Below are 15,811 nucleotides of genomic sequence, written 5' to 3' on the forward strand. Positions count from 1 at the left end.
AGGCGAGGAGTAATCAATCCTTCTGGAGTAGTTGTTGCTGTTCCTGTTGTTTTTGCAACTACATCAAAAGTAGCTGCCGGATTTTCTGTATTTACTCCCACTTGCGCCCGATATAAAGATGCAAGGCTAAGAATACCTAACAAAACAAATATTTTTTTCATAAATAGTGTTTATAGAGTTTAAAAAAATTAAAATGAGGGATTGGGATGTTCGAAAATTGAATAATATTTTAGAAGTAAGTTATGAATCAGTGCATCTGTTATATCATTTTCAATTTGATATTTATGGCTATTTGACACGAATCTGATTGTGAGATTATTATTATTCTTATATTTTCCATCCATTTGTTTTTACTGCCACAAAAATCTCAAATTCTATTTTTTTCTCAAAAAAAGAGCATATTACATAGGTATTACAGCAAAAAAAATACTGTAAAATTCAATTAAATAAGCTGTATTATTATTGTATTCTGATAAGTGGGAAAAGACAATATGAATATTCAACTATGCAAAATATTCAATTGTAATATCTGAGTAATATTTAATCAATATTCGTAATTGGCAATAATTTTATATGATTAATTAAAAGTCAGATGATTATTATGAATCTATTTAGCTTTACGGCTAATTTTGGAAGTTAAGATGATTCTAGAAATCATTTCAAAGCAAAAAGAGATCGGATAAGATTAGTTTACCAATGTGTGGAAGCAATGAACATTTTTGGATAAAAAGTATCTGGCAATAATGCAAATGTAAAAAAATGTAGGAGCAAAACAACAGTTAGGTTTAGGATTAAAACGTTATGAACCATTTTAATGGTTTCACAAGTAGAAAAGCCCATGGGAAACCGTGGCGCCCAATATACTTTATAGAGCATGATTGAGTTTGATAAAGCTTATATTATTCATTCCAGTAAAATAAGTGTTCGCGGAAAAGGAGCAGTTGGCAAGCAGAATGTTGCTATAATAACTGAATCTGCACTTCTGAAAGATCTTAAAACAGACAGAAAAGAAAAACACATACATTTATTTAAAGCAAAAGTCTTGGAAAGATATAATTCAGAAGAAATTAACAAAAAAATGCAAGATTCTATAGACAATCAGAGTGTTGTTTTTACAGATAAAAATCAGCCCTATTTATATTGCAGATTTTGTGGAACTAGCGTGGCAGAAAAAGCTCAAAAGAAACTACCCAGAAAACATTAAAATGGGTTCACATCGCCATTGGTAATGCTAAAAGAAATCTGCTTGGAAATTTTCACAAAATAAAGAGAAAATATCAGTAACTGTACCTTAATAAGTCTATTTACAAGTTGAATCGTAGATATTTTGAAGAACAATTGTTCGAAAGGCGCATCATTACAATTATTTCAGGATTATGATAAAGAACGGATATTCTAAAATATTTAATACTACATCTATTTTAAAGAATAATTTTAAAATTATTTATCTCAGGCAGCCAATCTGCTTTTTTGTGAGAACCATCACATATTCTCGATCATTATTTAAAGAATATAAGATTGACCTGCGAAAAAGAATATACAAAGAATTGTTATTAAAGTATATAAAATAAAACCCCTTCAGTTTTTCTGTCTGAAGGGGAAATCTTTTCAAATTATTAGTTTTGTCCTCCTGTACCTGTACCTGTACCTGTACCGTTACCACCAGAAGTTGTGGCACAAGATTTCGAATAGACTGCTTTTGTACTACTTAGTGGACAACAAAGAAAATATTTTGTTGTTACTTTATAGGTAACTGTACAAGATCCTTCTTTCTCTGTTACATAAGATATTTTATAACAAAAGAAGTTTGCTTGTTCTGGTTCTGCAAATTTTACTGTGTTTGCGCTCATCATTGAAGTACTGAATGTTGCAAGTAACATACCTGCCAAAATTGTTTTTTTCATCGTAAATTGAAATTTAAAAATTAATAATTAGGTTAAAATATTTTTTGCAAAAAAATTTTCTAGTATAAAGCCACGGCCTGGAACTTCGTTCCCTGACCTCCTCCACCTTGTCGACATGTTATATATGGGTTACAAGTACCCTCCAGTCTAATAGTATGAGTTCCGGCAGTTAGTTTTACAAAAGCACTTCCGGTGTTAAAGAAAACACCCTTAAGAGCTTCTACGCTGGTACCTGTTCCGGTACCTACTGATGTATTAGTATATGTATTTGTAGATTTTACTACAATGGCATTATCAACCACCAAATGTGTTCTCAGCATTTTGGAACCTCCATCCGTAGGAGCCGCAGAAGTACCATATTTAAATACATCCCAGATAGGTACAGCAAAATTAATCTGCACTAAAGCATCTTTTGTGAGAGTAATTGTCTGATTTTGTATCGTAACAGGTGTTCTTGCATCATCTCCATTAGGATTGCTATCGCTAATACCTACATCTATAATTGGAGTAAGATCAAAAAGAACTTCATAAGAGCTAGATGAAATAGCATTTGCCGGTACAGATTTTAATACTCCATCAGCATCTGCAACTACTACTTTATCTACACTGGAATTAAAAGTATTGGGAAGAAGATTTCTCACCCTGGCTGTACCGTTTACATCTAATGTATTTGTAGGGGTACTTGTGTTTACGCCCACCAGTCCAGTCTGTGCATTAATCATTACTGATGCTATAGCAACAGCAACAGTGAAACATTTTTTTTTCATTTGTAAAATTTATAATTGTGTTTAATTTGTGTTTTTGACTGAATGAATTGTTATAATACTAGATAAAATAGTTTTTTCTACTTTGCTATAGTATTTTTGCTTAATTTAAATGAAGCGCCAATTGAGAATTAATAACGATTTTATAAATAATCTTTTTGAAGGATAAAAATTAATTCATGTAAAAATTGCGAAGTATATTTATTCTAATCTTGTTAAAGTTACTCTATAGAATCTACTTACATTCCCGTTATTCGTAACATTTATTGTCCCAGCAGCAGGCATTGTTAGTGTATAATTAAGAGCAGTACTATTTCCTCCATCTTGACAGTCTGGCTTGCCCGTCCACGTGGTAATTGTAGTATTTTTATCCGGCTCTCCAAAAGTAGGCCCCTTAGCAACATTAGTAGGACTAAGAATTCCTGTTATTCCCCTAATACTAAAACTTCCATTAAAAGAATAATTAACCATAAGATACTCAGCAACAGCAACAAAAATACATCCATCTGAATCAATAACAGTCACTTTATAAATACCTGGAGTTACCCCGGTAATTAATGTTCCGGTAGCACCACTTGCGACATTAGCATAATTTGAAGTAAGTTCCCCATAAACAGCAGAAGGAGATGCTTTTACCAAAACACCATTAGTATCAGAATATACAGGAGTAACAACAGTTGTTCCAGCTACAGGAGTAATCGTTCTTACTCTTGTAGTTCCATTTATATCCAATGTATTTGTAGGAGTGCTTGTGTTTACACCCACGAGTCCAGTCTGTGCATTAATCATTACTGATGCTATAGCAACAGCAATAGTGAAACATTTTTTTTTCACGTGTAAAATTTATAATTGTATTTAATGAATTTTAATTTGTGTTTTTTGGATGAATTAATTGTTAGAGTATTGAGAAAATAGCTTCTTCCATTTAGCTATCGTATTCCGGCTTAATTTAAAATGTATCGCCAATTGCGAATTATTAAGTTTATTTTTAATCTGATATTCCAAAATTTCATGAATCGCCAAGACATCATAAGATTTATGTCTTTGATTAGATATAGAAACTTCCTTATTTTTAACATCAAACAGTAAAGAATTGAGTTTTATAATATCCAGAAATGATAATTCCTGCTTTTTCAATATCGAATTACATTGTTCTCTTTTTTCCGGATATTTTTTTGTTATAATATCATTATAGATTTTTTTGTAATCTGGCGATCCTATCTTTTGCATCATTTGTTTTTTAGAACTTACTTAACTTTAATATTCTGAAAATCTAACCCTTTTCTTTTTTTCAGTCTTTATTCCTAATTTGGTATTTTAAACTGAAAAAATAAGTAAAGAAATAATCTTTCTGAATCCTTTTTTTTCAACAGTGCAAATTTGCTTTATCCGTTGTTCTTATCAAAAAAAACGCCTATTACTTAACTATGACAATGAAGAAAAAGTTGAATGAGACATACATGTCATACCTGTCAAGACCCATAATAAACCTTTAACAAATACATTATAAACAGCTATTTATCAATATTTAACATTAGTAAAAACCAATAAAAAAACAACTGGAAATAAGACTTTATTTATTATTTACATTTTTCATCCAGATGTAAATATCCTCTTCCGACGATATTTTTAACTTCTTTCTCAATCTGTTCTTTCTGGTTTGTATAGATTGTGGCTGCACAAATGTGTACGCGGCAATATCTTTCGTGGAAAAATTGAGAAATAATAATGCGCAGAATTTTAATTCTGTATTGATGAGCTGAGGTTCAATCTCTAATAATTTTGGGAAAAATTCGGGATAAACTTCCTGAAATCTTGCAAAAAATTCAGAATCATTATTTTTTGCCAATTGTACTACCTCTTCAAAAGCAAGGTTGAGTTTTTGATTTAATAATTTGGTTTCCTGCTCTTTTACAACCAAAATTCTGTTTTTTTTACGCATTCTTTTTATGACAAATAGAATAAAGATAATTACACCCAAAATCCCAATCCATATACCATAAAGCAAAAATTTATTTTTAGCTTTTACAGTATTTTCTTTTTGGACAACTAACTCTTGCACTGTATTCTCAATTGCAGGCTGTTTCGCGTTTGTTAAGCTGTCGGTAATAGCAGTATATTTTTGAAGATACTTTACGGCAGCATCTTCATCTCCTATCTGTTTATAAACTTTGGAGATCGCATTATACAGCCATTGCACCTGTACAATATTCTTAGCATTTTTAGCTAATTGAATTGCTGTCTGATAATTGGTAATTGCAGAATCATATTCTTTTTTATGTTCATTGATCAAACCTTTTATTTTATATAGTTTGAAATTATTATTGCCAAGAAGATTTTTCGAATGAGCTTCGAGCAATCTAAGATTTATTTCTGCGGAATCTATTTTTTTTTCAGCAATATTGATTTCCATTAATGACATAGAGTGCCATATTAATAAAGTGTTTAATCTGGGTGTCAGTTTTTTTTCATTAAGTAAGATATTAACCCCTCTTTTCAAATATAATTTGGAAGAATCTATTTGATTTCGATCTTTAAAAACGATACCTACTTCACAGTATGCCAAAGATTTGGCATAAATTCTTGAAGTATCAACAGGAATTTCATCTGATAATACAGCGACTTCTTTAAACTCAGTAATAGCCTCCTGATAAAGTCCCATGTTGTAATAATTATATCCTAAATCTCTTTTGGCAGTAATTTGAAAATCCAAATTGTTTTTAGCATATTCTTCATTTTTTGCCAGTTTTAGATATTCTAGACCTTTTTTATAATTCTTTGCATATGAATATCCACAAGAAAGATTTAAATAAGCTAATGCAATTCCTTTAGAATAATTAATTTGCTTAGAGCTTTTCAATAAAAGCATATTTTTTTTAATATACTCATCATATTTTCCTTCTCGGGACAATAATTCAACTTTGTCAAATTCTGAATCAATGTATTGGGAGGTAGGCTTTTGTTGAGCAAATAACAAAATAGGAAAAAAGAAAATAAAAAATTTCATCATGTGTTGTTTATAAATTATTAATATTATTTATTGTTGATATTTTTCATCCAGATGTAAATATCCTCGTCCGACGCTATTTTTAACTTCTTTCTCAATCTGTTCTTTCTGGTTTGTATAGATTGTGGCTGCACAAATGTGTACGCGGCAATATCTTTCGTGGAAAAATTGAGAAATAATAAGGCACAAAATTTTAATTCTGTATTGATGAGCTGAGGTTCAATCTCTAATAATTTGGGGAAAAATTCGGGATAAACTTCCTGAAATCTTGCAAGAAATTCAGGATCATTATTTTTTGCCAACTGCACGACTTCTTCAAAAGCAATGTTCAGTTTTTGACTTAATACTTTTGTCTCCTGTACTTTTACATCCAAAATTTTATTTTTTTTGCGCATTCTTTTAATTATCAATAAAATAAAAATAAGTAAGCCTAAAATTCCAATCCAAATACTGTAAAGTAAAAATTTATTTTTTTCTTTTATTTTGTTTTCTTTTTTTGTGACTAATTCTTTTACCGTATTTTCAAATTCGGGTTGTTTAACATTTATTAAACTGTCGGTAATCAAAGTATATTTTTGATGATATTCTCTGGCTGAATTTTCATCTCCAGCTTGTTTATAAACTTTGGAAATAGCATCATACAGCCATTGTACCTGCACAACATTTTTACCTTTTTTAGATAACTGGATAGCCTTCTGATAATTAACAATGGCCGAATCATATTCCTTTTTATGTTCATAAATCAAACCTTTTATCTTGTATAATTTAAAATTGCTGTTCCCGAGTATTTTTATTGATTGAGCCTCCAATGGTTTAAGCTTCCTTTCTGCAGAATCAAATCTTTTTTCTTCAATATCAATTTCTATCAACGCCAAAGAATACCATAATAACATGGCCTTTAGTTTGGGCGTTAATTTTTTTTCATTTCGCAAAATATTGGTTCCTTTTTGGATATAGAATCTGGATGAATCTAATTGATTTCTAGTCTTATATACCGTTCCTATTTCACAAAAAGCATAAGATTTATGATATATTCTCACCGTATCAATCGGAACTTCGTCTGCCAGTATGGTGATTTCTTTAAATTCAGAAATTGCTTCCTGATAAAGTCCCATATTAAAATAGTTAAAGCCCAACGTATTTTTAATTAATATCTGAAAGTCGGAGTTATTCTGAGCATATTCGGTACTTTCTGCCAGCTTCAGATATTCCATCCCTTTTTTATAATTCTTTGCGTATGAATAACCGTTAGAGAGATTTAGATACCCTACTGCAACTCCTTTAGAATAATTAATTGTTTTAGATTCTTTCAGTAAGAACATATTTTTTTTAATGTACTCGTCGTACTTACCCTCTCTGGCTAAAATTTCGGTTTTATCGAACTCCAAGTCAATGTATTTCGTTGAAATTTGCTGTCCAGACAACAGAATGGAAAAAAGTAAAATAAAAAGTTTCATTTTGTGTTAATTATTAATAAATATAAAAGAAAAATATTCACAAATAGTAATTAAAATTTAAATTATTATACAAAATTAACAATATTATCCTTATGTTTTTATAGTATATAATTCAAAATCATATTTACATATTCCAAAAAAAATCGTAGCTGATTTATTTTGAGGCAATAATAAAAACTTACACTTTATAAACTCGCTTCAAAACATATTACACAAGTGTTACATCTTTGAATTCACTGCTTTTTAAAAGCTTTTTCTTTATGTGGAAAAAAGTAATTTCCTTTTTTATTCAAATAAAAACAAATGATGTATATTTTTCTATAAATAATAATTTACATAAGCTTGTAACATATAAGTAAAGCCATATTCTTATTCATTTTAATATAATAAAGCTATAAAAATCAACTTTATCAGTTTTTATCTTTTTAATTATAAACAAAAAAATAAAATCCGAACAAACAAACTCACAAACAAATAACACGCTATTTTTCAAACAGTTAAAAACATGTAACACCCGTGTCATATGTGATAATTTGTGGAAATGCTATTTTTCAGTGTAATATTGCCGAGTCAAATTTTATAATTATTAGGTAACAATTTTTAAGATTCTAAACACACAAATAAGTCGAAAATTAATTATACAGGGTAATTCGGCCCTGTATAAAATCCAAGAGACTCAAAGAAGAATTAAAATACCTACTATTTATTCAAAAAAATATAACTATTCATCATCTTTTATATTTGCAACTATGCTTTTTAAGAATATTCATATCGGAAAATTAGTACAGAAAAGGGTTAATGAAACAGATTTTTCTGTAGAAAGAATCATCAATTTTTTACAATGCAGCGAAGAAGACCTCGAAAAAATGTATAACAGTACATCTCTGGATTCAGAAACACTTCTAAAATGGAGCAAATTATTAAAATATGATTTTTTTAGAATGTATTCGCAACATCTTTTATTATATTCTCCTCAATCTTCTGCTACATATAACGACACAAAGAATCAGAAAACAGAGCTCCCGGAGTTTAGAAAAAACATTTATACCGTTGAAATCATACAGTTCATTTTAGACCTATTAAGATCTAACGAAAAATCAAAACAGCAAATAATAAATGAATACAAAATACCAAAAACAACACTTTATAAATGGTTGAAAAAATATTAGCAAAACAATTGAATCCTACAACAAAGAGGATTTGCTAACATGAATAATTGATAAACAAGTTTTTTTGTTATTAGATTCGGTGAGTACAAGTTCATCCTGCTTTACGGCTCACCGAATTGCTTTTTATTTAAAATCAGTACAAATTTTTAATTATATTTTAATACAGAACGCCTTTAAATTTTATTATTTAAAGGCGTTTGATGTTTTTTAGTTTCTCAACTGTATGAAAAATTATAAATTTAAAAAGACTTCAACTGCTCATCATAATATGAAATAGCCTCATCAATAACAGAAGTTATTTTCGGGAAATTTTTATATCTGTCCCCGAAAACCTCCAATCCGGTAAATTCTGTAGAAATATTGCTTGAAAAGGTACTTGTAAAATTAATTGTTCTAAGTACATGGCTAACCTGTATTAGCGTATTAATTTTATTGTCAATTGATAACTGCGGAGTTAGATGATGTCTTAAATCTTTAAGTTCATCCAACTGAGCTTTGGTTACCATTTTTTTATTCTTTTTCATTAAACAAAAGTACAGCTTTAACGAAATGAATAGTTACGTTTTGTATTAACAAATTGTAACATAAAGTTCCCCGACTTTTCGCAAAAAATAAATCCTTTCAAATTTTTGAAAGGATTTATTATAAACAGAATCAGATAATTTTTATTTAACAATAATCTTAAAATTACTATTCAAATTATCCCCAGAAACATTCAATATATAATTTCCTGATACTTTTCTATCGGCAATATTTAGATTAAAAATTCCGTTTCCGTTAGAATTTATTTTTTCTTTAACAATAACCTTTCCTGACATATCAAGTATTGTCGCCGTTAAACTATATTTTTTATACTCAGGAAGTTTAATGAAAATCTGGTCTTTTACAGGATTTGGATAAACAGATCCTACATTTTTACTGATACTGAATTCGGCATTACCCAATACAGCCTCATTGTACAAGGCAGCTATTTCTGTTGGAGATAATGCGTAATTGTACATTTTAAGTTCATCAAATGCACCTTTGTAAGGAGCCGGAGCATTGGTCGTTGACAAAAACTCAAGTTCACCGATGTTTCCTATGATCAGATCACTTGCTTCACCAATACCTGTAACAGCAGTTTCGTCTCCTTCAGCGCTTAACATTCCATTTGTATAAATTCTCATTTTGTGCGCGGCAATATCTCTCTGGATCACAACATGCACCCAGTTATTGGTAAAATAATTGGCAATAGGTGATGTGATTTCCTTTTTTGTAACGTCATCATCAATTGCATATCGCAGCTGACCACCTTTGATTTCTACATTAAACCGTTTACCGGTAGCACCTGTTGCCGTATTTTTAGTGAATGAACCTTTACACAACACATAAAGACTTGTCGCTGAAGACGATGGGATCATGCTTGTCGGAGCTTTCATCCAATAAGAAACGGTAAAAGAATTGTTATTAAATAAGATCTGATCCTGATGCGGAATACTTGCAATGTATGGAGTATTCGGTGAAGTTGCCAGATCGAGGGCATAATTTTCTCTTCCGGGTACTCTTACGCTTACATTATCATAAGCTATATTTAATGTTCCATTATTGGCGTAAGACGTTAGATCTGCAATCTGTTCACCTGCTGAAGGAGCTTCCATGAATGGCCAGTTCCCGACAAGGCTTGGCGTTATTGCACGGAAATTCCACACATTTCCTGTAGCAAGACCGAGAGTATTATTAGCATCAATTCTCCAATAATAACTTGTTCCTGTACCTACATTAGTAAGCTGATACGATGGTGTAGCAGAATAAGGTACAGTCGCAATATTGCTTAAATTTTGAGGATTTGTTCCAAAATAAACTGTGTAGTTTGTTGTGTTTGAACTGCCTGTCCATTTTAAAAGCAGATTGCCATTGTTCAACTCAACGTTGGTGTTACCGCTTGTAGGAGTCGGATTAGCTGCCTGCGCCGGAGCTGCCGGAATTGGCGGTGTAGTAACAGATGTATTTGAAGTATAAACTGAAGATTCAGTCGTATTTGTTGCTTTTACTCGATAATAATATTGAGTGTTTGGTATTAAGCCTGTTTCATTATAGCTTGTTGTATTAGCAGGAAGCGTTGCAATGACTGAAAAATTAGCTCCATCGGGAGAACGTTCTAATACATAATTGGTTTCATTGCCTGCATTATCATTCCAATTAACCGTTAAAGAACTTGTAGGTGCTGATCCTGTTGTGATTGCATTCGTGAAATTCAAATTAGATGGCGGAATAATAAAATCAGGAGCAGGCGTATTTGTTAAATTGTTAATATAAACCTCAATGTTCAGATAAGGAGCATATGCTGTGTTTACATTTAAAGCATCAAAAACAGTTGGATTAAGTCCATTAGCCGTTTCCCACGCATCCGGCATACCGTCATTATCCGTATCCAAAGGAGCCGGGGCGCCATAAACATGCCCTGCCCCACCATTTGTAAAACCAAATTGAGTCGTTAAATCACTTTGTACATAAACATAGGTAGCTGTCGTTCCTTTTGATTGTAAATCTGAAATCATTAATTGATCTACCTGATCACGTCTTGGATAGGATGCTCCTACACCTGCAACAATATTATCGAATGCAGTGTGAGCGGTTACTGTTGTGTTTTTCATCGGATAATCATACGGAGCTGCCATTATTGCGTTGGTATCTCCTACAGGATATCCTGTTAAATTCTGAGGGACTAAAGTTCCATCCAAAACCCCGTTTCTATTATTATCAAAATAATTTCCGGAACCATATAAATTGAAGTTGGCATTCCCTACACTGAAAGGTGTGGTAACCGTAGTACTTGTATTCGGACCTCCTATAAAATAATTGTTGATGATATTAGCATAGGAAGCTCCTGCAGAATCTCCACCCATAATATATGCTTCTCCAGATTGAGTGTGTCCGTAGGTATTTCCATAATTACCCCAATTGTAAACAACATTATTTACAAACTCATTAATACCTTTTATTTTATTATTTCGGGTTTTATTACAGATATATAAATTTCCGATTAAGCTTATTTTACCGCCCGGAGGAGGTTGCATTAATCCTCCCGCAGAGTGGTTGTGACGATGCATTCCCTGTCCGATAATAGAATTCTGAATCGTTATATTATCAGGGCTCGTACCATTACCATCCCAGTTAACAGAAAATACTTCGTCTGTACCCCAGGTAAAAGTCATGTGATCTAAAATGATATTAGCTCCATTGGCTATTCCTGAAGCATCCTGATTTTGAGATGTCCCGCCATAACGAAGACGAAGAAATCTCGCAATCGTATTATTGGCTCCTGAAAATGAAACTCTTGGCCCTAAAAATACGATTCCTTCGCCGGGAGCAGTTTGTCCGGCAATCGTTGTATTAGCGGGTACAGCAACTATTGACTGTAAATTAACAATACCTCCTACTTTAAATATGACAAATCTACCCGGCTGGCTTACCGCATCACGGAATGAACCCGGCCCACTGTCATTTAAATTCGTAACCAGATAAATCTGAGGATTTGCGGCACCCCTCGCGCCTGTAGTGTATCTACCAAAACCGGTAGCTTCCGGAAATGCCAATGTCTGAGAATTCAAATTAACAGTGGATAGTGTTAATCCACAAAACAGTAAAGATTTAAGAGTTTCCTTAAATAGTAAAGATTTATTTTTCATGAATATTAATTTTGTATGAACCAATCTACCCACAAAACCAAAAAGAAGTATCCTGCCCCATCCTGCCACTCCCTATATATCAACTCATTACAGTGAAATCCAGACTTTCAGGATATCCTTATTATTGAGACAATAGGGAATGAATATAATATCAATTTTGATAAAGGAACACTTTCAGAAGCGATCATTGTTAAAGTCAATGATTATGAAGAAAGCATCTATAAAGAATTATCAACTATATAAAAAATAGAGGTTTAATAAGAAAACTGACGTTTACACAAAAAAAATACCTTTTATTTAATCTCCTTATCGTGAATAAAATACATATTGGTTTATGTATTTTGTTATTTTTTTTATACTTTATGTAATACAAATACTAAAATCTATGTACAAATAAAAAAATATGATTTTAATTATTCGTTTGTTGGCTTAACAAAAAAAAATAATACCTTAATTGAGTATGTATAGTTTCATTTGCATACAAATTTTATTAAAATTCAATAAACTATCTATCATTATTTTATTTATGTTGTAAAATATCAATAAATATGAATTATTTAAAAATATGTTTAGATTTATAGCCATTATTACATAAATACTTTTCTATGAGAAAAAGAACTATCACTGCCCTATTTTGTAGTTTAATAGGAGGTTCAGCTTTAGCACAATGGACGCCGACTACATTTGAGAGAAAATCAACAGAAATGCACCCTGTTGTCAAAGATTATTACAAGCTGGATCTTAATAAAATTAGAACTCAGCTTAAAGATGCCCAGGAAACAGGTAAAAATGCAAAGCCTGTGGAAATTTCAATACCAACTTTGGGAGGAAAGATTGAAAGATTTGCTGTATATAGTTTCCCTGTGATTGTTAAAGAATTAGCTAACCAATATCAATTGGGATCATATGTAGGGGTTGGGATTGATGATCCTTCTAAGTATGTGAGATTTTCTGTGGCTCCTAATGATTTCCAATCAATGATTATTAAAGATGGAAATTATGAGTTTATAGAACCACAAGATGCTAATAAAACAGTTTATGGGGTACATCCCAAAACAATACCTACAGGAGGGAAAAGTTTTGTATGTAGTACTAAAGAAGGGACAAAAGCTAAAGACCAGATTGATAAAATGCTTGAGAAAGGAGGTTTGTTTTCTAATCAAACTACTGATTTTTCAAAAAATTCTGATAAGAAATACAGAACTCTGAGACTGGCGATATCTGTTACAGGCGAATACACTACAGTTTTTGGAGGAACTGTGGCTGGAGCATTAACTGCTATTAATGCGACCATGACAAGGGTAAATGGCGTGTATGAAAAAGATTTTGCTTTGCATTTGAATGTGCAAAATTATCCGAACATAATATATACTAATGCAGCTACAGATCCATATACGAACGATTTAAATTTACAATTACAGCAAACTCTTACAGCAAATGTAGGAAATGCTAATTATGACATTGGGCATGTATTTAATGCTGCCGGAAACAATGGGAATGCAGGTTGTATAGGCTGTATCTGTACAAATCCGGCAACTAATACTTCTTTAGCAAAAGGTTCTGGATTTACCCAGGTTGCTAATCCACAGGGAGATAATTTTGATATTGATTTTGTAGCTCACGAAATGGGACATCAGGTAGGAGCAAATCATACTTATGCAATTGCGATTGAAGGAACAGGCGTAAATATGGAACCAGGCTCAGGATCAACTATTATGGGATATGCGGGGATTACAGGACCTAATAATGATGTGCAACCTCATTCTGATGCATATTTTCACATTGCAAACATTAAACAAGTTCAAGCAAATTTAAATACTACAGCTTGCGATGTAGAAACAACAATTGCAAATAACCCTCCTGTTATTTCAGCTTTACCTACTTATAATATTCCTAAAGGAACTGCATTTGTTTTAACAGCTTCTGCAACAGACGCAGAAAATGATCCAATGACTTATACTTGGGAAGAAGTAGATGATGCTACTGCCACAATTGATAAAAATAATTTGGGAACTACAAGTTCGGGAGCTTCCTTTAGGTCTTTCAGCCCTACTACAAATCCAACAAGATATTTCCCTAAATTATCTTCTGTATTAGCAGGAGTTTTAGATAATAGTTTAAACACCTGGGAATCTGTCTCTATGGTACCTCGAACTACTAAGTTTGCATTTACAGTAAGAGATAATAATGTAGCTGCCAATCAACAGCAGACTCAATATGGTGAGCAGACAATTGTTGTTGGAAATGATGGCCCCTTTAAAATAACTACACAATATGCAAATAATTCTGTACCTACACCAATTAATTGGGATGTAGCAAATACAATTGCTGCACCATATAGTGTCGCAAATGTAAAAATTGACTATACAACAGACAATGGAACGACTTGGACTGTACTTTCTGCTTCAACAGTAAATGACGGATTAGAAAATGTAACTTTTCCTGCTTCATTAAATGGACAAACCATTAAATTGAGAGTTTCTTCAATAGGGAATGTGTTTTATGCAGTTAAGAGTATTAACGTAACTACTCTTGCAGTTTGTGATGGTACAGCTCCAACAGGATTAGCTACAAATAATATTACGGCCAATACAGTAGATATTAGCTGGATACCTGTATCTGGAGCTACTTATATTATTCGTTACAAAAAAATAGCAGATATAGCTTGGCAACAAACAACGTCTACATTACCTAATGTAACATTGTCAGGCTTAACAGATGCGACGGCTTACGAAGTACAGGTAGCAGCAGTTTGCTCAGGAACTCCGGGAACTTATACGGCTTCTTCAAACTTTACAACTACCGGTATCAATTACTGTACGGCAACCTCCGCAGATCCAAGTGAGGAGTATATTTCAAATGTAACATTAGCGAATCTAAACAATACTTCAGGACCAAGTACATATACTGATTATACTGCAGATCCTTCTAAAACTATAAATCTAATAAAAGGAAGTACTAATAATACAGTATCTGTTACCAAAACGTGGCCTGTAGATTTATACAATGAAGGAGTAAGAGTTTGGATAGATTTTGACAGAAGCGGAACGTTTGAAGCAACTGAAATAGTTCTTAATTCTGCACCAAATCAAACGACTCCTGTATCGGCTACTTTTACAGTTCCGGCAACTTCTGTTTCAAATAAAGCGCTCAGAATGAGAGTTGCTTTACGTTATAATTCATTACCATCTGCATGCGGATCTTATGATTACGGTGAGGTAGAAGATTATAATGTCATGATTACAGATGTTTTAGGTACAAGTGACATTGCTAACCCTAAAGATGACATTCAGATCTATCCTAATCCGGTAAGTGATATTTTAAACATAACTAAGGTATCTGATAGGGCTACATATAAAATTTATAGTGCAACAGGCCAGCTTGTACAAAGTGGAAATATTAGTAATAAACAGGTTAATGTGAGTTCTTTAGTAAAAGGCACTTATGTTATAACAATAGAAGATAAAAATATTTCTAAAAATAATAAGTTCATAAAGAAGTAATAAAAAATATAAAAGTATAGATTTTGGATCAATCTCAAAAGTTGGGGAGGAAAAAAATATTGCTAATTTTGTGGAATGTTAAACGATGCCGAACTCCTCAAATTATTTTTACCTGAACTCTTGATTGAGCATTTTGAGATTGTAAAATTTGAGGAAGAAAATAAAATCCTCCACATCTATTTTGACGAGAAAAATACAGCTCCGAAAGAGTTTTCGTCTCTGTTATTGCAGTCAAAAGGTTTTGTTCCGGAAATTAGCGTTGACGATTTTCCTCTTCGTGGAAAAACAGTAAAACTACACATCAAACGCAGAAGATGGACCGATACGAAAACCGGTAAT

11 protein-coding genes and 1 pseudogene are annotated in these 15,811 nt (G+C 32.0%); 4 read left to right on the forward strand and 8 right to left on the reverse strand.

Going from position 1 to position 15,811, the window contains the following annotated elements:
* Positions 1–601: 601 nt before the first annotated feature.
* Positions 602–1,380 (forward strand): annotated as a pseudogene (locus tag BT156_RS21170) (IS1595 family transposase).
* Positions 1,381–1,616: 236 nt separating this feature from the next.
* Here BT156_RS21170 and BT156_RS21175 read toward each other — a convergent pair.
* The 6 genes from BT156_RS21175 to BT156_RS21200 form a co-directional block, all read right to left on the reverse strand.
* Positions 1,617–1,880, reverse strand: coding sequence for a hypothetical protein (locus tag BT156_RS21175; protein WP_139255552.1), 264 nt, complete (start codon positions 1,878–1,880; stop codon positions 1,617–1,619).
* 83 nt (positions 1,881–1,963) lie between these two features.
* Positions 1,964–2,671, reverse strand: coding sequence for a hypothetical protein (locus tag BT156_RS21180; RefSeq protein ID WP_072412913.1), 708 nt, complete (start codon positions 2,669–2,671; stop codon positions 1,964–1,966).
* 198 nt (positions 2,672–2,869) lie between these two features.
* Entirely contained in the window at positions 2,870–3,433 is a 564-nt protein-coding gene (locus BT156_RS21185; protein ID WP_139255553.1) for a hypothetical protein, read from the reverse strand.
* Between the two features lie 123 nt (positions 3,434–3,556).
* On the reverse strand, positions 3,557–3,898 hold the full coding sequence (locus tag BT156_RS21190; protein ID WP_072412922.1) for a transposase: 342 nt from the start codon (positions 3,896–3,898) through the stop codon (positions 3,557–3,559).
* Between the two features lie 343 nt (positions 3,899–4,241).
* Positions 4,242–5,678 (reverse strand): tetratricopeptide repeat protein, encoded by a 1,437-nt coding sequence (locus BT156_RS21195; RefSeq protein ID WP_139255554.1) that lies wholly within the window; start codon positions 5,676–5,678, stop codon positions 4,242–4,244.
* 23 nt (positions 5,679–5,701) lie between these two features.
* Positions 5,702–7,132 carry a tetratricopeptide repeat protein gene (locus BT156_RS21200; protein WP_072412916.1) on the reverse strand — a complete coding sequence of 477 codons (1,431 nt, stop codon included), beginning with the start codon at positions 7,130–7,132 and terminating at the stop codon, positions 5,702–5,704.
* Between the two features lie 749 nt (positions 7,133–7,881).
* Here BT156_RS21200 and BT156_RS21205 point away from each other — a divergent pair.
* The gene (locus tag BT156_RS21205) at positions 7,882–8,301 is read left to right on the forward strand and encodes a transposase (RefSeq protein WP_072412917.1); all 420 of its coding nucleotides are present in this window, start codon (positions 7,882–7,884) and stop codon (positions 8,299–8,301) included.
* A 239-nt stretch (positions 8,302–8,540) separates the two neighbouring features.
* Here BT156_RS21205 and BT156_RS21210 read toward each other — a convergent pair whose 3' ends face one another.
* Together BT156_RS21210 and BT156_RS21215 are read right to left on the reverse strand one after the other, a co-directional pair.
* On the reverse strand, positions 8,541–8,825 hold the full coding sequence (locus BT156_RS21210; RefSeq protein ID WP_072412918.1) for a hypothetical protein: 285 nt from the start codon (positions 8,823–8,825) through the stop codon (positions 8,541–8,543).
* A 141-nt stretch (positions 8,826–8,966) separates the two neighbouring features.
* Positions 8,967–11,969, reverse strand: coding sequence for a LamG-like jellyroll fold domain-containing protein (locus BT156_RS21215; RefSeq protein ID WP_072412919.1), 3,003 nt, complete (start codon positions 11,967–11,969; stop codon positions 8,967–8,969).
* A gap of 605 nt (positions 11,970–12,574) precedes the next feature.
* Between BT156_RS21215 and BT156_RS21220 the strand changes: the two genes are divergently transcribed.
* Both BT156_RS21220 and BT156_RS21225 read left to right on the forward strand, forming a co-directional pair.
* Positions 12,575–15,472: a reprolysin-like metallopeptidase gene (locus tag BT156_RS21220; protein WP_072412920.1), complete on the forward strand. Its 2,898-nt coding sequence runs from the start codon at positions 12,575–12,577 to the stop codon at positions 15,470–15,472.
* Positions 15,473–15,547: 75 nt separating this feature from the next.
* Positions 15,548–15,811: ISAon1 family transposase N-terminal region protein (locus tag BT156_RS21225; protein WP_072412921.1), on the forward strand; the 264-nt coding region annotated here is incomplete at its 3' end.

Origin of the sequence: Chryseobacterium limigenitum, from assembly GCF_900114875.1 — a bacterium.
GTDB lineage: Bacteria > Bacteroidota > Bacteroidia > Flavobacteriales > Weeksellaceae > Chryseobacterium > Chryseobacterium limigenitum.

Excerpts from the sequence above, each read along its gene's own strand:
- BT156_RS21175 (WP_139255552.1), bottom strand. The coding sequence starts at position 1,880 with ATGTTACTTGCAACATTCAGTACTTCAATGATGAGCGCAAACACAGTA.
- BT156_RS21180 (WP_072412913.1), bottom strand. The coding sequence starts at position 2,671 with ATGAAAAAAAAATGTTTCACTGTTGCTGTTGCTATAGCATCAGTAATG.
- BT156_RS21190 (WP_072412922.1), bottom strand. The coding sequence starts at position 3,898 with ATGCAAAAGATAGGATCGCCAGATTACAAAAAAATCTATAATGATATT.
- BT156_RS21195 (WP_139255554.1), bottom strand. The coding sequence starts at position 5,678 with ATGATGAAATTTTTTATTTTCTTTTTTCCTATTTTGTTATTTGCTCAA.
- BT156_RS21200 (WP_072412916.1), bottom strand. The coding sequence starts at position 7,132 with ATGAAACTTTTTATTTTACTTTTTTCCATTCTGTTGTCTGGACAGCAA.
- BT156_RS21205 (WP_072412917.1), top strand. The coding sequence starts at position 7,882 with ATGCTTTTTAAGAATATTCATATCGGAAAATTAGTACAGAAAAGGGTT.
- BT156_RS21210 (WP_072412918.1), bottom strand. The coding sequence starts at position 8,825 with ATGAAAAAGAATAAAAAAATGGTAACCAAAGCTCAGTTGGATGAACTT.
- BT156_RS21215 (WP_072412919.1), bottom strand. The coding sequence starts at position 11,969 with ATGAAAAATAAATCTTTACTATTTAAGGAAACTCTTAAATCTTTACTG.
- BT156_RS21220 (WP_072412920.1), top strand. The coding sequence starts at position 12,575 with ATGAGAAAAAGAACTATCACTGCCCTATTTTGTAGTTTAATAGGAGGT.